Raw genomic sequence first — 13,094 nt, 5'->3', positions numbered from 1 at the left:
TGCGCAAGTTCTTACAATTGCCCGGATATCCAGATTCCTACCCCCATGACCAAAGTGCCCCGCATGCTGCACCGCCTCATTCCCCCTTCGTTGCACATCCCCCCTCGCCAATGGCTGCGCGCTGCGCTCGGTACCGCGCTGGCGCTGCTCATCGCCGGTCATGTATGCAGCCTGGCGTTCGGCACGCAGATCGCTTTGCACCTGCTCGGTCCGTTGGCCGCTTCGGCGGTGCTGATCTTCGCTGTGCATTCCGGCCCCCTGGCGCAGCCATGGCCGGTGCTGGGCAGTTACGCCTCGGCGTGTCTGCTGGGCCTGCTGCTGCGCCATGGGCTGGGTAGCGAGCTGTGGGTAGCCGCCGTTGCGCTCGGCGGCTCGCTGGTGTTGATGTGTCTCTTGCGCTGCCTGCATCCGCCCGGTGCGGCAGTGGCGGTCACTGCGGTGCTGGCCGACCCGGGGCTGGTCGCGCTTGGCGACCACCTGCTCGAGCCTGTGCTGCTCAATGTTCTGGTGCTACTGGCCGTTGGCGTGGCCTATAACGCTCTGACCGGGGTGCGCTATCCCAAGGCTGCGGCGCCGCGCAACGACTTGCACCACACCGACGACCCGCTGCCCAGCGAACGGCTCGGAGTGACCGCGGACGACCTGGACCAGGCGCTGGAGGCGCTGGGTGAATACGTCGACGTGACCCGCGACGAACTCGAACGCATCATCCAGGCGACCGAACGGCAGGCGCTACGGCGCAGCCTGGGCGGCATACGCGCAGGCTCGGTGATGGCGCGCGACGTACAGTTCGCCAGCCCCGACACTACGCTCGAACAGGCCTGGAAACTGTTGTCTGCGCACCGCCTGAAGACGCTTCCGGTGCTGGAGGCCGGCCAGTTGGTCGGCATCGTCAGCCTCAGCGACCTGGTGGCGCCGGCCATGGCGCGTGCGCGTTTCAGTTGGCGTGCGCCGTTCGCCCGGCAGCCTGTGCGGCTGGCGCAGATCATGAGTCGCCGTGTGGTCAGCGTTGCGCGCGAAGAGCCCCTGCACGAGGTGCTGCCATTACTCTGCGAGCAGGGTTTGCACTGCCTGCCGGTGCTGGAAGGGCAGACCTTGGTGGGCGTGATCACCCAGACCGACCTGATCGCCGGCCTGGAACGGCACTTGCTCAGCCACAGTCCTGCGCATTCAGATCAGCGCATCCCAGCGCTGTGACCAGTCGCTGGTGGCGTCGCTCAGCAGACGACGCAACACGGCCAGCGCTTGCTGCAAGGCTGCATCGTCGTCTTTGCGCGGATAGACCAGGAAGGTGGGGTAGGTGAACTCGGGCGCCTGCGGCACACGTTCCAGTACGCCGCTGTCGAGGTAGCTCTGCACGACGCGGGTGCGAAAATAGCCGCTACCGCCGCGTTGCAGGATGAACTGCAGGGCCAGCGGGCCCAGGTTGAACGACAGCGCGGCGCGGGCGCAGTCCGGCAGGGCGGCGTCGTGCTGGCGGCGGAAGGCTTCACCCCAGTCGATGTACAGATAGGGCTCGTGGCGATCGACGCGGCGGACCCGCACCAGTTTTTCTTCCAGCACCTGTTCGACCTGCAACCCAGGCCCGTAATGGGGGCGATAGACCAGTACGGCGTCGAGCAGGCCCACCTCGACCTTGCGCAGCAGCGCTTCGTCGTCGCCGACTTCGCTGCGAATGGCATGGGCGGGCAATGCATCGTGCAAAGCGCTGACCCACTCCAGCAACAAAGGATTGCCCAGGCTGATCTCGGCTCCCACCTGCAACAGCTGCCGGCGACCCGCCGGCAAGGGCAGGTCGCGGCGGGCCGCCTCCCAGGTTTGCAGCAACTGATTGGCGTACGGCACGAAGGCCTCGCCGTCCGGCGTCAGGCTGACACCGTTGCGGTTGCGCTGGAACAGCGTGCAGCCCAGGTGCCGTTCCAGGCGTTGCACCCGCGCAGTGATCGCCGTTTGCGACACGAACAGACGTTCGGCGGCGGCCACCAGGCTGCCGCAGCGGATGATTTCCAGAAAGGTTCGGGCCTGTTCGATGTCCATAGGGTGCTCGTGGGCAGATCAGTGTTGGGCGCTGGCCGCACGTTGGCTCAACGCTGCGGCCAGGTGCGCAAAGCGTGGACGCTGTGCGCCCGTAGCCTGCATGCAGCGCTCGGTCAAGGCGTGCAACTCGGCGTCCAGCGGCTGCTCCAGACTGAGCAATTCCTGCATGAGAATGCCGAACGCGCGCACTTCCAACGCTTCCAATGCTTGGCCCGACGCTTCGCCTGCAGGGTAGAACGAGGCAGCGCCAAAGTCGGTGAGCAGGCACTGCCCGTTCGGTGCGAACAGAATATTGTGGGCATACAGGTCACCGTGCAGCAGGCCTTGAGCGTGCAGGTGGGCGGCGGCAGAAGCCACACCTGCGAGCAGCCGTAGCAGCGCCGGCAAGCCCAGGCGCAGTGCCGTGTCGTAGCGATCGCGGGTGCAACTGTCCAGGCTCGGAGGGCCGCCCAGGTTGCGCCAATGGCTGTCTATGCGGTGCATGACCAAGGCTGGCACCTGTTCGGGGTGGTCGACGACGCGGCCGAGCACCTCTACCAGATTCGGATGGTCGGCGGCGGCCAGGCACGCGTCCATCTCCGCCTGGGGCGAGCCGTCGCTGGTGATCGCACCCTTGTAGAGCTTGACCGCCACAGGAGCGGTTCGACCTGCCCAGCTGGCTTGATGAACGACGCCGGAGGCGCCCCGTCCCAGTTCCGCTTGCAGGGTCAGCGCCGACCACGGGATCTGCGGGTAGTCCTTGTCCGCGGCTGGGGTCTGCGAGCGCACTGGCAGCGGATTGCCGGCATAGGCCAGCCAGGCCAGACGGGGCATGCGCAGCAGCCAGTCGGGTAGGGCAGGCAAGCGATTGTTGGCGATGCGCAGCAACTCCAGGCCTTGGCATCGTTCAAGGCTTTCTGGCAACGCTTCCAGCCGATTGCCGGTGAGCATCAGCTTTTGCAGGTGTCGGCACGCGCCCAGGGCATCGGGCAAGGTGGTCAGCGCATTGTCGGTAAGGATCAGGGCGCGCAATCCAGGGGGCAGGGCCTGCTCGTCGACGTGGGCGATGCGGTTGTTTCTGAAACCCAGGGTGTGCAGTTGGGTGCATTGGTCCAGCCCGTGGGGCAGTTCGATGAAGCGGTTGTGCGAGCAGAACAGTACTTTGAGCCGCTTGAGGCGATGCAGGTCGTGCGGAAGGCTGCTCAGCTGGTTGCCCGTGAGGTTCAACACTTCCAGGCTGTCGGCCAACTCGAAGATCTCGGGCGGAAATTCGCTCAGCTGGGCGCTGAGGTCGAGGCGTGTCACGCCGTGCAGGCGGCCGGCGTGAAGATCGTCGAGGGTGTGCATGAGCCAGAAGCCAGATCGCGGTGGGACCGGCATGATACCGGGGCGCCACCGCGACGGCCAAGCGAACGGGCAAACATGCTCAGGAGACGTAAATGTCGGGTGTGCAGGGTCAGCTGCGTACCTGGAGGTCTTTACGTTCCAGCTGGCTCTCGATCATGTACTTGACGGCAAGGCGGCGTTCTTTGAGGTGGCGCAGATCCTCGTCGACGAAGTTGCCGGCCGAAATGGACTCGGCAGCCAGTACCTGGTTGTCGATGTCCATGTATTCGTCCAGCAGGCGGTCCAACTGGGCGTCCTGCTGGCGGCGCTGCTGGACGATCTCGCGCGGGTATTGCAGATCCTGATACAGATCGTGTGAAACGGGCATGGCATCCTCCTGATGAGCACTGAAGTCATTCACAGTGTTGGAATGGACAATCACGCCGTTGTTAAGCGAAGCGGACAGAAAAACCGATGAACGGTACTAGGCTTGTCACGCTATGCCTGCCGTTCCGGTAACTCGCTGTTTTTTGGAAATATTTTCGTGATTGAGGCTTCACAGATCGAGACGTCGCTGTTAAAGTGCCACGCATTCCTGGACAACGAAGGTTGTCAGCAGCAGGAATGATCAATCCGACAGTGCAGCACCGTCGAATCGATACAGGGGCGTCGCCAAGCGGTAAGGCAGCAGGTTTTGATCCTGCCATGCGTTGGTTCGAATCCAGCCGCCCCTGCCATTTTTCCAATGTTTCCTGCTCGCCACAGCCACAGCTGATGGTGGGTTTTTTTGCGTCCGCTTTTTTTGATGCCTGTGGTCGCGATACAGGTGTGGTGACATCAAGCACTTTCCCCAAGGCCCCTGGCATGCCCCAACAAAGCCCGCTCGCCCAGTACCGCAACGCGCTGACGCAGGGCGAAATCGTGGCGGACGCTGCCCAGGCGAGCGCCGTCGAGGCGCTGCAAGCCTGCTTCGAAGCGCTGCACTCGGGCCGCCAGGTTCAGGGCGTATATCTGTGGGGACCGGTGGGGCGCGGTAAGACCTGGCTGATGGACCTGTTCCATCGCACCTTGGCCGTACCCGCACAGCGCCAGCACTTTCACCATTTCATGGCCTGGGTGCATCAGCGCCTGTTTCAGCTCAGTGGCACCGCTGACCCGTTGGCAGCACTGGCCGAGTCCTTGGCCCGCGACATTCGCGTGCTGTGCTTCGACGAACTGTTCGTCAGCGATATCGGTGATGCCATGCTGTTGGGTCGGCTGTTCCAGGCGTTGTTCGACGAGGGTGTGGTGATCGTCGCCACGTCGAACCAGCCGCCCGAACAGCTGTACAGCGACGGCTTCAACCGCCAGCGATTCGTGCCCGCCATCACCGCCATGCAGCGGCACATGCAGGTCGTGCAGGTGGCGGGAGGGCAGGATCACCGCTTGCATCCCGGCACTCCTCTTCAGCGCTACTGGGTTGCCGAACCTGGGAAGGACAGGGCGCTGCAGCATGTGTTCGACCGCTTGAGTGAGGACCAACCAGTGAGTAGCGCTGCGGTGAGCATCGGCACCCGACGCCTCGAAGTGCTCCGGCGCAGCGGCAGCGTGCTTTGGTGTCACTTCGACGCCGTGTGCGCGCAGCCACTGGCCGCGACCGACTTCATGGCCCTGTGCGACCAGTTCGCGACGCTCCTGGTCGAAGGCGTGCCCTGCCTGAGCGGCACTCAGCGAGCCGGGCGCATTGCCCGTGGTACAGAGGACGGGGTCGAGAAGGTCGCGGCAGGCGACCGCCATCTACCCGCCCTGGCGCCCAAGGACGACAGCGTGCGCCGCTTCATCGCCTTGGTCGACGAGTGCTACGACCGCCGTGTGGCGCTGTATCTGCAAGCCGCCGTGCCGTTGGACCAGCTCTATACCGAAGGCTATCTGGCCTTTCCCTACCAGCGCACCCTGAGTCGGCTGCGCGAAATGCAACTGCAACGTTTTCCCTGCACAGTCAACCAGCCTTGAATACGCCGAAGGTCAGCAGCGCGACTAGCAGGTAACGGCCGCCCTTGGCCAGGGTCACCAGCAACACGAAGCGCCAGAGCGGTTCGCGCAGGATACCGGCGATCAAGGTCAGCGGGTCGCCGATCACCGGCACCCAGCTCAACAGCAGCGACCAGGCGCCCCAGCGCCGATAGCGCTGTTGTGCGCGTTCGAGCTGGCCTGCGTCGAATGGAAACCAGCGGCGGTGGCGCAGGCGCTCGATGATCCGCCCCAGCCACCAGTTCACCAGCGACCCCAGCACATTGCCGAGCGTGGCCACCAGCAGCAGGCCTATCCATGCCTGCGGCTCGCGCAGCAGCAGGCTTGCCAGCACGGCCTCGGACTGCAATGGCAGCAGGGTGGCTGCGCCGAAAGCGCTGAAGAACAGCGCGGCCCAGGCCAGCATCAGTATTCGGCGACCGTCACGTCCTTGCTGTCGTGGGTCAGGCCGATCACCTGGTAGGCGTCTTTGCGCTCCCCCATCTCCATGCCTGGCGAGCCAACCGGCATGCCAGGTACGGCGATGCCTTTGAGGTCGTCGCGGGCCAGCAATGCGTGGATCTGTTCGGCCGGCACATGGCCCTCGACGAACTTGCCGTCGATCACCGCCGTGTGGCACGAAGCCAGGCGCGGCGCCACGCCCAGGCGATGCTTGAGCTCGCTCATCTGCGGCTGCACATGGTCGTTGACGCTGAAGCCGTTGGCGCGCAGATGGTCTATCCACTGCTTGCAGCAGCCACAGTTGGGATCGCGGTGGACATCGACCGTCTGCGCCGCCTGAGCGACTCCGGCGGCGGCGAGCAGGGCGAGGGTGAACAGGTGTTTGCGCAGCATGGTCGAAGCGCCTCCCGACGCAGGTCTTGGGGTCACCGAATCGGTGGCGAGCATAGGGCCCAGCCGGGGCATTGTCACTGGACCAGGATGTCAGCCAGCTGAGCGCCAGATGACCGAATTGTCAGGTACGCAAATCGCGCAGCAACAAGCCGAACGCCAGCGGCACCTGCTCCGGAATCGGCAGATACACCACGTGGCCGTCCCCGGGCGCGACTTCGATGGCGTGTCGTTGCTTGTCGCGTAGGTGGTACAGGTCGAAGTGGTAGTTGCCGCCAGGCGTCATCAGTTCCAGGTGGTCGCCCAAGGCGAAGCGGTTCTTCACCCGGACCTCGGCCAGCCCTTCGACCCGCAGGCCAGTCAGCTCGCCGACGAACTGCTGGCGTTCGGATACCGAATTGCCACGCTGGTAGTTCTGGTATTCGTCATGTACATGGCGGCGTAGAAAGCCTTCGGTGTAACCGCGCTGGGCGAGCGATTCGAGGTCGTCCATCAGGCTGCGGTCGAACGGCTTGCCGGCGGCCGCGTCGTCGATGGCCCGGCGGTAGACCTGCACGGTACGGGCGCAGTAGAAGTGCGACTTGGTACGACCCTCGATCTTCAGCGAATGCACACCCATTGCAGCCAGGCGAGCCACATGGTGCACGGCGCGCAGGTCCTTGGCATTCATGATGTAGGTGCCGTGTTCGTCCTCGAAGGCGGGCATGGCCTCGTCGGGGCGATTGCTCTCCTGCAGCAGAAAGACCTGTTCGCTGGGGGCGCCCAGGCCCAGGGTGGGTTCGACCTGACGCACGATCTCGCCGGTGACGTTTTCGCTCGCAGCGCTGGCCTGGTATTTCCAGCGACAGGCGTTGGTGCAGCTACCTTGGTTGGCGTCACGCCGATTGAGGTAGCCAGACAGCAGGCAGCGCCCGGAATAGGCCATGCACAAAGCACCGTGCACGAAGACTTCCAGTTCCATATCCGGCACCTGTTGACGGATCTCTTCGATCTCCTCCAGCGACAGCTCGCGCGACAGGATCACCCGCGTCAATCCCAGGCCCTGCCAGAACCGCACGCTGGCCCAGTTCACCGTATTGGCCTGCACCGACAGGTGCACCGGCACCTGCGGGTAGTGCTCGCGCACCAGCATGATCAAGCCGGGATCGGACATGATCAGCGCATCCGGCCCCATGGCGATTACCGGCGCCAGGTCCTTGAGGAACGTCTTGAGCTTGGCGTTGTGCGGCGCGATGTTCACCACCACATACAGCCGCTTGCCCAGCGCGTGGGCCTCGGCGATGCCCTGAGCCAGCGTCTGGTGGTCGAAATCGTTGTTACGCACCCGCAGGCTGTAGCGCGGTTGGCCGGCATACACGGCGTCGGCACCGTAGGCGAAGGCATAGCGCAAGGTCTGCAGGCTGCCGGCAGGCGCCAGCAATTCGGGCTTGGTCGGGAGGGTCATGGCGCACCTGGCAAAAGGCGCGAATGCTAAGGCTGGCCAGAGGCCAGAGTATTGATCTGCATCAACGGCACTTTTGCCCGCGCGCCATGCACTAATGGGGTGAATTCTCGAGGAATCTTCATGAACGAAACCCTGTTGCAGAACAAGGCGCTGACCGTACTGCTGGCCGCAGTCACCATCGCCTTCATCTGGATTCTGCTGCCGTACTATGGCGCCATGTTCTGGGCCGTAGTGCTGGCGGTCATCTTCGCCCCGATGCAGCGCAGAATGCTCATGCGTTTCAACAAGCGCCGCAACCTGGCGGCAGGGGCCACATTGGCGATCTGCCTGACCATCGCCGTCTTGCCGGTGATCGTCATCAGCGGCCTGCTGGTGCAGGAAGGGGCCTCGCTGTACCAGCGCATCCAGAGCGGCAACCTGGACATCGCCGGTTATATCGAGCAAGGCAAGCACATGTTGCCGAGCTTCGCGCAGAACGGCCTGGACCGCCTCGGTGTAGGCAACCTAGACGGGTTGCGGCAGAAGATCACGCAGTTCGCCAGCCAGGGCAGCCAATACTTCGCGACCCAGGCCTTCAGCTTTGGCCAGGGCACGTTCGACTTCATCGTCAGCTTCGGCATCATGCTTTATGTGCTGTTCTTCTTTCTGCGCGAAGGACCGGAAACCGCGCGCAAGATCCGTCAGGCTGTGCCCCTGCCCGAAGACCAGAAGCGTCGCCTGCAACTCAAGTTCAATCGCGTAGTGCGTGCCACCGTCAAAGGCAACCTGGTGGTGGCAATCACCCAGGGCGCCCTGGGCGGCGTGATCTTCTGGCTGCTCGACATTCCCAGCGCGCTGGTCTGGGCCGTGCTGATGGCCTTCCTGTCGCTGCTGCCCGCAGTCGGCGCAGGCATCGTCTGGGGGCCGGTGGCGCTGTATTTCCTGGCCGTGGGCATGTACTGGCAGGCCATCGTCCTGACGGCCTTCTGTGTGCTGGTGATCGGTCTGGTCGATAACATACTGCGCCCGATCCTGGTGGGCAAAGACACACGCATGCCGGACTACCTGATTCTGGTCTCGACCTTGGGCGGTATGGCGGTGTTCGGTCTCAACGGCTTCGTGATCGGGCCGCTGATCGCAGCACTGTTCATCTCAAGCTGGGCAATCTTCTCTTCGCACAAGCCCAAGGTGAACCTGCCCGACTAAGCCGCGGGTGGTCGGCATTCCGATGCCGGAGCCAATTGCCTTCCGCCTCGTTCATCTGAAGCTGTAGGACACTCCCACATAGGCCGCTCGACCCTCACCCGGTGTCGAGCGGGCCACGTCCTGACCGTTGTCGTCGAAACCTGGCGTCACCGTAGCCGAATAACGTTCGCCACCCACATTGCGCAGGTCGAGCCAGGTCTGCCAATCCTGCTTGGGCGAATTCCAGCCCAAGCGTGCGCCAAACACGGCATAGGCCTCGGCATGCCGGCTGTTGGCGTAGTCCACCTGAACCTTGGAGGCCAACTGCGTGTTGGCCGCCGCAAAGAAGCCGCTCGGCCAGTCGTAGCGCAGTTCGCCTTGGTAGTAGTGCATGGGCAGTCCTGGCAAGCGATTGCTGCCAAAGCGCGCGTCGTTGCGGTAATGGAAGTCGCTGTAGGTGTATGCCTGGCGTAAACCCAGACGGCCACCGTCGGCACGCTGCCAGAGCGTGCTGTCGAGGCCGGCTTCCACGCCCTGGTGTACGGTGGGGCTGGCATTGAACTCGGCCGTGCTGATATTGGGCACCAACTCTACCGCGAGCAGTTCGTGGCGCACTTGGGCGTAGTACCAGGCCAGGTCCCAGCGGCCAAAGGCCGCGTCGCCACGCGCGCCCAGCTCGAAGGTGGTGGCTGTCTGGTTGCGCATTTCGATGGGTTGGATCTGCCCGCCGGCTACCGGCGGAGAGCTCCAGATCAACGACCACGGATGCGGCGGCTCGACCGAGCGGCTGAGATTGCCGAACACCTGCAGATCGGGGTCGATGTCGTAGCGCAGGCCGATGCGTGGCGCATAGTCCCAGTCATGCTGGCTGACCTTGCCGCCTGCGGCCGGATAGCTGACGTCGCTTTCACGCCGCGTGTAGATCATGGCCAGACCCGTGGACAGCCACAGGTCGGGACGCAACTCCAGATCGTTGCTCAGGTGCAGGACGGTGTCCGAGCCCTGGTAGCTGAAATCGCGCGTGCGTGTGCCTATCGGGCGCAAGCCGTTGGACGCTTCCGGTACGCGGACGAATTCCGAAGCACCGGTATTGGGCAGATGCTTGCTGGTGCGCCAGCCCAAGGTGGTGTTGCTCTGATGCCCGGCGAGGGTGTCGCGGCGGTGATAGTCCAGGGTGCCGCTGACATCGCTGTAGGCCACCTTCAGGCGATTGGGGCCTTCGCGCAGGTCCATGGGGAAATCGTGGTAGACCAGCCCTGCCACCAGGCTCGAATCGTCGTCGAAGGTGTAAGTGGTCTTGTTCGCCAGCCACGTGCTGCCCGGTTGTGGGCGGCTGGCGTCGCGGCGCAGGTAGACCGGGTTGGCGCCACGTGGGTCGTGCTTGATCTGCGCCTGGGTCAGGCGTCCGGCCAGTTGGTTGTCGGTCTCGCGGTAGCGCAGATAGAAGCGCGTCTCCAGGTTGGCGTTGAACCGATAGCCGAGGTTGGCGGCTACGCCCTTGGCGCGTCCCTCGCTGTGGGTCTGGTAGCCGTCATAGTGCATGTCGGTCAACGCCACGTAATAGTCGAGGTCGCCCAGCACCTGCCCCGAGCTGATCTGGCGGTGGCTGTAGCCGCGGCTGCCGACCTCGTAGCGCACCTGCAAAGGCGCGGCATCGTAGCCGGTGTGGGTGATGTAGTTCACCGCGCCGCCCAGGGCCAGGGCACCGCGTTGCATGCCGTTGGCACCGCGCAGCACCTCTACGCGGTTCAGCCACAGCGGCTCGAGCAGTTCGTAAGGGGTGCCACCGGGGCCGGTCAGCGGCAGACCGTCGAACATCGCGTACACACCCGAACCGTGCGCGCCCGGTGCGCGGTTGATGCCGGAGCCGCGAATCGACAGCTTGATGCCCTCGTTGCCGGCCGATTGGGCGAACACCCCTGGCTGGTAGGCCAGTACGTCTTGGTTGGTCGAAACGCGGCCCTGCTCCACGTGCTCCAGATCGACCAGATTGCTGGCGCCGGGCTGAGCCTGTAGACGCGCCGCGGCGCGTTCCTGCTCAGTGCTGGCGTCGTCGATCAGCACCTGGTCCAGCTCCAGGGGGACGCTATCGGCGGCACCGGCCGCAACGGGCAGCAGGGCGAGTAGGAACAGGGGTAGGGCGGGGCGCATCATGCAACTCCAAGCGATGGCAAGCGGGCAGTGGCGTTGAGACGCGCGAAAGCGCCGTCGAAGCACGGCTTTTTCGGCGATCGCGCAGTACAGGTGAAGTCATGCTTGTGAGCGCGGCTTCTACAAGCGCTGACGATGGAGCCTTGGCTCGTCGGCTTCGTAAGCTGGCTGCCTCGCTGTCCCGCTATGGGATGGCCTTACGCTTGCGGAGCTCGACCATGCACAGTGCATCCACTCTCCAGACAAACCGGCAGCCTGAACCGACCATCCGTCTGACGCCGCGTGAGCAGCAAGTTCTGCTTTGGTGTGCCTACGGCAAGACCTCCTGGGAAATTGGCCAGATCCTGGGCTGCAAGGAGTCGACGGTGAATTTCCATGTCGGCAACATCCTGCGCAAATTCGATGTCGAGACGCGGGTAGCTGCTGTGATCAAGGCCATCCGCTACAAGCTGCTGGGCGATCCCGAGGAGACGCATGATGAGCGCTGAAGCAGGCCCGCCCGATCCGTCTGTCGATGGCATCAAGCGCTATGCCGATCACCACGACCCGTTCTGGCCACGGGTGGACCTCGACACCTTGCGCGCGCGGCTGGCGTTGCACGCGTCGGTCAGCGACGCGCAGCTGCACCTGGCCGCGTGCAGCGCGGCCATCACTGCGGCCCAAGAGTTCGCCGAATGGCGTCGAGCACTGCGCGCTCGCGGCTTCAAGCGCCTGGACGACCTTGCCGGACACGCCACGGGCCGGGCGCTGTCGCGCTGCTACTTGCAGTACCTGGAACGAGCGACCCGGCGCGCTTTGTGTGTCGTATCCCATCCGGGCCGAAACCGTGCGGAGGTGAGCCATGGCTGATGAATCGCTGGTCCAGGCTTGTAAGCAAGCCGTGGCCTTGCTGGATGTCGATCCGCGCGTGGTGTTCGGCGCTGCACTGGGCGCATTGTTGGTCAGTCTGGCCAGAGGACGCATGAAGGTGTGGTTGATGCTCGGTGCGGGCTCACGGCGCTCGGTGCGCAAAAGCCTGGTACTGATGGTGCTCAGTGCGGGTGTGGGATGCCTGTTCGAGCCGTTGATTCAAGGTTTTGCGCCGATGCTGTCCAGCGGCATGGCCGCGTTTTCGGCAGCGGTGGTGGTGATTCCGATCAGCTTGAAGGTCATGGTGTGGCTCGATGGTCTGGATCTGCACGAGCTGTTGCAACGGCTACGGCGTCGAAGCTGAAGCGGGAAGCGCCCAGGGTGAGTCGCGCAGCTGCCGGTCTTACACAGCGGCGCAAGGGTGTCGATCAGGCACGCATTTCACTCAACTGCGCATGCAGCGACTGCACCTGTCGTTCCAGTTGCTGCAAGCGTTGCTTGTCTTGAACCTGAATCAAAATTGCCTGGCGGTCAGGCTGGGTGAGGGTGCGCAACTGTGCCAGCAACGTGCTTTCCCACTCATCGAGGCCGCTGGGGGCGCGTTGCGGCTCTCCCTCGCCCAACAGCAGCCAGTCCAAGGAGCATGCGTAGGCACGCGCGATATCTACGCAAAATGCGTATGGAATGCTGTCGCGCACTTTCCAGCTGCTCAGGGTCTGAGGACTGATCTTGAGCGCTTTCGATAGCTGAGCATCGCTGTCTGATTGGGTCAGAACTTTCAGTCGTACGAGCAAGAGACTTACTGAGGTATTACTCATTTTGAATATCCATGACTAGTTAACGGCTTTTCCTGAGCGTAAACTACTCGTTACAAATACTTCTCTCACAATTGAGTCGGGAACCGCTGCTATGCGCATCAAAGATCCGAGCCTTGAACTCGCACTATTCAAGAATACTGACACAAATTGCGGAAATAACTTATATGCAATGGCATCGACCGATCGTCGGTGGAGCCATTCGTGAGCGGGTACCGTCTGGTTTGCCCGCATTGCCACAGCCGCATGAGGATTCGCACCAGTGAGGGGAAACATATCTTCTTGCGTATCGCCTATCTGCAATGCTCGGCAGAAGCCTGTGGTTGGTCGGTGCGTGCCGAGTTCGAGATGACCCACGAGCTGTCCCCCAGCGGGATGCCCAACCCCGATGTCAGTCTGCCCAAAGCCGACCGCGCGCTGCGTCAGGCGGCCTTGATCAAAGACGCGGAAGGCGCTGGCAACGGACGCTGAAATCAAAAAAAAACACC

Annotated in this window: 15 protein-coding genes and 1 tRNA gene; 8 read left to right on the top strand and 8 right to left on the bottom strand. The window is 63.5% G+C overall.

Going from position 1 to position 13,094, the window contains the following annotated elements; translation table 11 throughout:
* Nucleotides 1–45: 45 nt before the first annotated feature.
* Nucleotides 46–1,197 carry an HPP family protein gene (locus AA0Z93_RS21220; protein ID WP_413047034.1) on the top strand — a complete coding sequence of 384 codons (1,152 nt, stop codon included), beginning with the start codon at nt 46–48 and terminating at the stop codon, nt 1,195–1,197.
* On the opposite strand, the gene AA0Z93_RS21215 is transcribed toward AA0Z93_RS21220, so the two are convergent.
* From AA0Z93_RS21215 to AA0Z93_RS21205, 3 genes are all read right to left on the bottom strand, one after another.
* On the bottom strand, nt 1,171–2,037 hold the full coding sequence (locus AA0Z93_RS21215; RefSeq protein ID WP_413047035.1) for a LysR family transcriptional regulator: 867 nt from the start codon (nt 2,035–2,037) through the stop codon (nt 1,171–1,173). The two genes, AA0Z93_RS21220 and AA0Z93_RS21215, sit on opposite strands and share 27 nt — an antisense overlap.
* Nucleotides 2,038–2,055: 18 nt before the next feature.
* On the bottom strand, nt 2,056–3,363 hold the full coding sequence (locus tag AA0Z93_RS21210; RefSeq protein WP_413047036.1) for a protein kinase: 1,308 nt from the start codon (nt 3,361–3,363) through the stop codon (nt 2,056–2,058).
* A gap of 109 nt (nt 3,364–3,472) precedes the next feature.
* Nucleotides 3,473–3,730 carry a hypothetical protein gene (locus AA0Z93_RS21205; protein WP_413047037.1) on the bottom strand — a complete coding sequence of 86 codons (258 nt, stop codon included), beginning with the start codon at nt 3,728–3,730 and terminating at the stop codon, nt 3,473–3,475.
* Between the two features lie 274 nt (nt 3,731–4,004).
* Between AA0Z93_RS21205 and AA0Z93_RS21200 the strand changes: the two genes are divergently transcribed.
* A tRNA-Gln gene (locus AA0Z93_RS21200) sits at nt 4,005–4,079 on the top strand.
* 127 nt (nt 4,080–4,206) lie between these two features.
* Nucleotides 4,207–5,334 (top strand): cell division protein ZapE, encoded by a 1,128-nt coding sequence (zapE, locus tag AA0Z93_RS21195; protein ID WP_413047038.1) that lies wholly within the window; start codon nt 4,207–4,209, stop codon nt 5,332–5,334.
* Here the strand turns inward: zapE and AA0Z93_RS21190 are convergent.
* From AA0Z93_RS21190 to yegQ, 3 genes are all read right to left on the bottom strand, one after another.
* Nucleotides 5,321–5,758 (bottom strand): YqaA family protein, encoded by a 438-nt coding sequence (locus tag AA0Z93_RS21190; RefSeq protein ID WP_413047039.1) that lies wholly within the window; start codon nt 5,756–5,758, stop codon nt 5,321–5,323. The genes zapE and AA0Z93_RS21190 overlap by 14 nt on opposite strands.
* The gene (locus tag AA0Z93_RS21185; protein ID WP_413047040.1) at nt 5,758–6,186 is read right to left on the bottom strand and encodes a DUF411 domain-containing protein; all 429 of its coding nucleotides are present in this window, start codon (nt 6,184–6,186) and stop codon (nt 5,758–5,760) included. Before AA0Z93_RS21185 ends, AA0Z93_RS21190 begins: the two co-directional genes overlap by 1 nt.
* Before the next feature lie 121 nt (nt 6,187–6,307).
* Nucleotides 6,308–7,627: a tRNA 5-hydroxyuridine modification protein YegQ gene (gene yegQ, locus AA0Z93_RS21180; protein ID WP_413047041.1), complete on the bottom strand. Its 1,320-nt coding sequence runs from the start codon at nt 7,625–7,627 to the stop codon at nt 6,308–6,310.
* Between the two features lie 120 nt (nt 7,628–7,747).
* Here yegQ and AA0Z93_RS21175 point away from each other — a divergent pair, with 120 nt between their 5' ends.
* Complete coding sequence (locus AA0Z93_RS21175; RefSeq protein ID WP_413047042.1) at nt 7,748–8,812, top strand: AI-2E family transporter; 1,065 nt, start codon at nt 7,748–7,750, stop codon at nt 8,810–8,812.
* Between the two features lie 51 nt (nt 8,813–8,863).
* Here the strand turns inward: AA0Z93_RS21175 and AA0Z93_RS21170 are convergent, their stop codons facing one another.
* Entirely contained in the window at nt 8,864–10,942 is a 2,079-nt protein-coding gene (locus AA0Z93_RS21170; RefSeq protein ID WP_413048386.1) for a TonB-dependent receptor family protein, read from the bottom strand.
* Between the two features lie 218 nt (nt 10,943–11,160).
* On the opposite strand from AA0Z93_RS21170, the gene AA0Z93_RS21165 reads away from it, so the two are divergent.
* Genes AA0Z93_RS21165 through AA0Z93_RS21155 form a run of 3 tightly spaced genes read left to right on the top strand, consistent with a single transcriptional unit; the run spans nt 11,161 to nt 12,155 of the window.
* Nucleotides 11,161–11,430 (top strand): helix-turn-helix domain-containing protein, encoded by a 270-nt coding sequence (locus AA0Z93_RS21165; RefSeq protein ID WP_413047043.1) that lies wholly within the window; start codon nt 11,161–11,163, stop codon nt 11,428–11,430.
* A complete protein-coding gene (locus tag AA0Z93_RS21160; protein WP_413047044.1) occupies nt 11,420–11,791 on the top strand; it encodes a head completion/stabilization protein in 372 nt (123 codons plus the stop codon). The genes AA0Z93_RS21165 and AA0Z93_RS21160 overlap by 11 nt, the downstream gene beginning before the upstream one ends.
* Nucleotides 11,784–12,155 carry a hypothetical protein gene (locus AA0Z93_RS21155; RefSeq protein WP_413047045.1) on the top strand — a complete coding sequence of 124 codons (372 nt, stop codon included), beginning with the start codon at nt 11,784–11,786 and terminating at the stop codon, nt 12,153–12,155. Before AA0Z93_RS21160 ends, AA0Z93_RS21155 begins: the two co-directional genes overlap by 8 nt.
* Before the next feature lie 64 nt (nt 12,156–12,219).
* On the opposite strand, the gene AA0Z93_RS21150 is transcribed toward AA0Z93_RS21155, so the two are convergent.
* Nucleotides 12,220–12,609: a helix-turn-helix domain-containing protein gene (locus AA0Z93_RS21150; RefSeq protein WP_413047046.1), complete on the bottom strand. Its 390-nt coding sequence runs from the start codon at nt 12,607–12,609 to the stop codon at nt 12,220–12,222.
* 201 nt (nt 12,610–12,810) lie between these two features.
* Between AA0Z93_RS21150 and AA0Z93_RS21145 the strand changes: the two genes are divergently transcribed.
* Nucleotides 12,811–13,077: an ogr/Delta-like zinc finger family protein gene (locus AA0Z93_RS21145; protein ID WP_413047047.1), complete on the top strand. Its 267-nt coding sequence runs from the start codon at nt 12,811–12,813 to the stop codon at nt 13,075–13,077.
* The last annotated feature ends 17 nt before the right edge of the window (nt 13,078–13,094 follow it).

The sequence above is a fragment of the Pseudomonas phoenicis genome (assembly GCF_047302395.1).
Lineage (GTDB): Bacteria > Pseudomonadota > Gammaproteobacteria > Pseudomonadales > Pseudomonadaceae > Aquipseudomonas.
The sequence above is the reverse complement of the archived record's forward strand: the minus strand, read 5'-3'. Positions and strand labels throughout refer to the sequence as shown.